Consider the following 3,652-nt stretch of genomic DNA (forward strand, 5'->3'; position numbering starts at 1 on the left):
CCCGCCGGTGAGCTCGGCCAGGGCCCTCAGGTCGTGCCGCGCCTCCGCGAGCGGCCGGAACCCGCAGAACGCCGACACCTCGCTGAGCGCGACCAGCAGCTCGGGCTTGTGGTTGGGGTCGCCGTAGTTCCGCTCGCGCGCCCCGAGCGGCACACCGACCGCCTCCTCGGCCGCGAACCCGGCTGCCGCCTGCTCCCGGTCGGGGTGCACCTGCAGCGACAGCGGCGCCCCGATGGCGAGCACCTTCAGCAGGAAGGGCAGCTGACCGCCGTCGACGCCGTAGCGCTCGGGATCGCTCTCGATCAGGTCGATCAGCGTCCTCCCGCGCGGCACTCCCTTGGCCACGGTCGCCGGATCCCCGGGGTGCGCCCCGAGCCAGAGCTCCGCCTGCGGCTCGCCAGTCGGGTGCGTGCCGAGCAGCTCCGCGAGGGCGTCACGAGAGCCCCAGGCGTACGCCCGCGGCGTGTTCTCGATGAATATCAGCATGACGATCACCGCTACCATACCCACTATGGCCGATAAGAGTCCGCCGGGTCTTGCACCCTCGTCGAAAACCCGACTCGGCATCAGCGCCTGGGCGATCATGGTCTTCGTCTTCCTGCTCGGCGCGAACGGCGTGCGGAACCTCGTGGGCCTCCCGACGTACTTCGTCCTCGCCGGAATCGTGGTGGTCTCGAGCGTCTGGGTGTTCCTCGTGGTGCGGCCCGAACGCTACCGCTGGTACCGGATCCCGGCCCCGCTCTACTGGTTCCTCGGCTGGGCGGCGCTCTCGATCATCTGGTCGGCGTACCGCTTCGAGAGCGTGCTCGGCGTCTTCGCGCAGCTCGCCACGACCGCGGTCGCGATCTCACTGGCCTTCGTGCTGACCTGGCACGAGCTGCTCCGCACCCTCGCCACCGCCCTGCGCTATCTGATCGGCCTCTCCCTGCTCTTCGAACTCTGGGTCTCCCTCTTCGTCCGCGAGCCGCTCATGCCCTGGTGGCTCGAGCAGCCCGAGGGGCAGACCCTGAAGATCCTCTTCTGGAGCCGCGATCTGCTCTTCTCGGGCGGCCCGATCCAGGGCCTCGTCGCCAGCTCCGTGCTCTTCGGCTTCCTCGGGCTGCTCGGGCTCATCGTCTTCGGCATCCAGTTGCGCGCGACGCTCGTGCGGCCCGCGGTCGGCTGGTTCTGGGTCGGCATGGCCGTGCTCACGCTCGCGCTGACCCGCAGTGCTACCGTGTGGGTCGCGCTGGTCGCGGTGATGCTCGCGCTCGGGCTCGCGCTGTGGGCGCGCCGCCTGCGCGCGGATCGCCGAGCGCCCCTCTACCTCACCGCGGGAGCCATGATCGCCGTGGCGGTGGCACTCGCGATCTTCGCACGCGACGCCCTCTTCGGCCTGCTGGGCAAGAGCAGCGACATGACCGGGCGCGCGGAGACCTGGGAGAAGGTCTGGGAGCTGGTGCAGCAGCACCCCGTCGTCGGCTGGGGATGGGTGAGCTACTGGCCCACCTGGGTAGCGCCGTTCGAGGGGCTCGACACGAAAGCGGGGCTGCCGGTCCCCAGCGCGCACAACGCCTGGCTCGACGTCTGGTTCCAGCTGGGCATCATCGGGATCCTGGTCTTCGCCCCGCTCGTCGTCCTCACGCTGTGGCGGGTCTGGTTCCGCGCGGTCGACCAGCCGCGACGCGGGCCCGGGCCCGCACTCCCCTACGCGACCTCGGCGCTCTGGCCGTGGCTGGTGATCGTGGCGCTCCTCGTCCAGTCGATCACCGAGAGCCGGATCCTCATCGAGAGCGGCTGGCTGCTGCTCGTGATCCTCGCCGTCAAGACGCGCTACGACTTCGAACTGCCCGCGCTCGACACCGAGCCGACCAAACGGCCGTGGCGCCAGGTGCCGATCCCTCGGACGGACCGCGGATGAGGGGCATCGACGCGCAGCTCGCACGGCTGCGCGAGATCGCCCGGATCGAGCGGGACGTCATGCTGGAGCAGCGCGGTCGCGCCGGGGAGGATCCCGCGGTCAGCCTCGCGGACATGCCGAGCGTCGATCAGTTGGTGGTGCGCGAGCTCCGCGACGAGCTGCTCGACGCGCGGGGCCAGCAGGCCGAGTTCCTGCTCGCCAGGTTGGCGGGGCGCGCGTCGACGCCCGACGCTCCGGTGCATCGCGGCAACGCGGATCGCGTCGAGTTCGAGCTGCTCCGCGAGATCGCCGAGGCCTACCCCGAGCTCGCCGAGGCGGTCTGGGAGACGGCCGGGGAACTCGCCGTCTGAGGCTTCCGTCCGCAGCTCGGCGCCGCTCAGAGGATCGCGGCGAGGCGGTTCTCGAACATCGAGAGCGCGGACCCGATCGCCATGTGCATGTCGAGGTACTGGTAGGTGCCGAGGCGACCGCCGAAGAGCACCCGATCCTCGGCGTCGGCCAGGGCGCGGTAGGCGAGCAGCCGCTCGCGGTCCTCGGGCGTGTTCACCGGGTAATAGGGCTCGTCCTCGCGGCTCGCGACGCGCGAGTACTCGCGCATGATCACCGTCTTGTCCGCCGGGTAGTCGCGCTCGGGGTGGAAGTGGCGGAACTCGTGGATCCGCGTGTACGGCACATCCGCTCCGGCGTAGTTCATGACGCTCGTTCCCTGGAAGTCGCCCGTCGGCAGCACCTCCGCCTCGAAGTCGAGCGTGCGCCAGCCGAGCTCGCCCTCCGCGTAGTCGAAGTAGCGATCCACCGGGCCCGTGTAGACGACCGGGATCCGGCCCGCGACGGCGGACTTGTGCAGCGGCTGCGTCTCGTCGAAGAAGTCGGTCTCGAGCCGCACCTCGATGTTCGGATGATCCGCCATCCGCTCCAGCCAGGCCGTGTAGCCGTCGACCGGCAGCCCCTCGTGGGCGTCGTTGAAATAGCGGTTGTCGTACGTGTACCGGACGGGCAGCCGGCTGATCACCTCGGCGGGCAGCTCGGTGGTCGGCGTCTGCCACTGCTTGGCCGTGTAGTCGCGGATGAACGCCTCGTAGAGCGGGCGGCCGATGAGCGAGATCCCCTTCTCCTCGAGGTTGCGGGCGCTCTTCGCGTCGAACTCCCCCGCCTGCTCGGCGATGAGCGCGCGCGCCTCGTCGGGGCCGTAGGCAGCGCGGAAGAACTGGTTGATCGTGCCCAGGTTGATCGGAAGCGGGTAGACCTCGCCCTCGAAGTTCGAGTACACCTTGTGCTGGTAGCCGGTGAAGCTCGTGAAGCGGTTCACGTACTCCCACACTCGCTCGTTCGAGGTGTGGAAGAGGTGAGCGCCGTAGCGGTGCACCTCGATCCCGGTCTCGGGATCGGCCTCGCTGTAGGCGTTCCCGCCGATGTGCGCGCGGCGGTCGATCACCACGACGCGCTTGCCGAGCTCCGCGGCCGCGCGCTCGGCGATCGTGAGCCCGAAGAAGCCGCTGCCGACGATGAGGAGGTCGATGCCGGCGAGCGGATCCGTGCCGCCCGTCCGCGATCCGCTGAGCTGAGAAGACATGACGGCCAGTCTATGATGCGGCGCGTGCGAAGCGGATGCGAAGGGTATGCGCGGCGGCCGAGGCGTCGCGCGCGCCGTCGGAGCGCCTCCGCCGCCTAGCTGCTAGGGTGTGTCTGTTAAATAGTTGAGCCAGGCGATCACTCCGTTCAGGACGACCGCGGCCCGGTACACGATCGCGA

At 69.8% G+C, this 3,652-nt stretch carries 4 protein-coding genes; 2 read left to right on the forward strand and 2 right to left on the reverse strand.

Features of this window, described 5'->3' with window-relative positions:
• On the reverse strand, positions 1-486 hold a 486-nt coding region (gene manA, locus ACFPZL_RS11125), incomplete at its 3' end, for a mannose-6-phosphate isomerase, class I (RefSeq protein WP_382335439.1).
• A 25-nt stretch (positions 487-511) separates the two neighbouring features.
• Between manA and ACFPZL_RS11130 the strand changes: the two genes are divergently transcribed.
• Positions 512-1,900, forward strand: a complete 1,389-nt coding sequence (locus ACFPZL_RS11130; RefSeq protein WP_218116377.1) for an O-antigen ligase family protein — start codon at positions 512-514, stop codon at positions 1,898-1,900.
• Entirely contained in the window at positions 1,897-2,250 is a 354-nt protein-coding gene (locus ACFPZL_RS11135) for a hypothetical protein (protein WP_218116378.1), read from the forward strand. The genes ACFPZL_RS11130 and ACFPZL_RS11135 overlap by 4 nt, the downstream gene beginning before the upstream one ends.
• A gap of 26 nt (positions 2,251-2,276) precedes the next feature.
• Here ACFPZL_RS11135 and glf read toward each other — a convergent pair whose 3' ends face one another.
• Entirely contained in the window at positions 2,277-3,473 is a 1,197-nt protein-coding gene (gene glf, locus ACFPZL_RS11140; protein WP_218116379.1) for a UDP-galactopyranose mutase, read from the reverse strand.
• Positions 3,474-3,652: the final 179 nt, after the last annotated feature.

The organism is Leucobacter soli (genome assembly GCF_042659205.1).
GTDB lineage: Bacteria > Actinomycetota > Actinomycetes > Actinomycetales > Microbacteriaceae > Leucobacter > Leucobacter soli.

Coding starts and splice junctions, on each gene's coding strand:
- ACFPZL_RS11130 (WP_218116377.1), top strand. CDS start 512: ATGGCCGATAAGAGTCCGCCGGGTCTTGCACCCTCGTCGAAAACCCGA.
- ACFPZL_RS11135 (WP_218116378.1), top strand. CDS start 1,897: ATGAGGGGCATCGACGCGCAGCTCGCACGGCTGCGCGAGATCGCCCGG.
- glf (WP_218116379.1), bottom strand. CDS start 3,473: ATGTCTTCTCAGCTCAGCGGATCGCGGACGGGCGGCACGGATCCGCTC.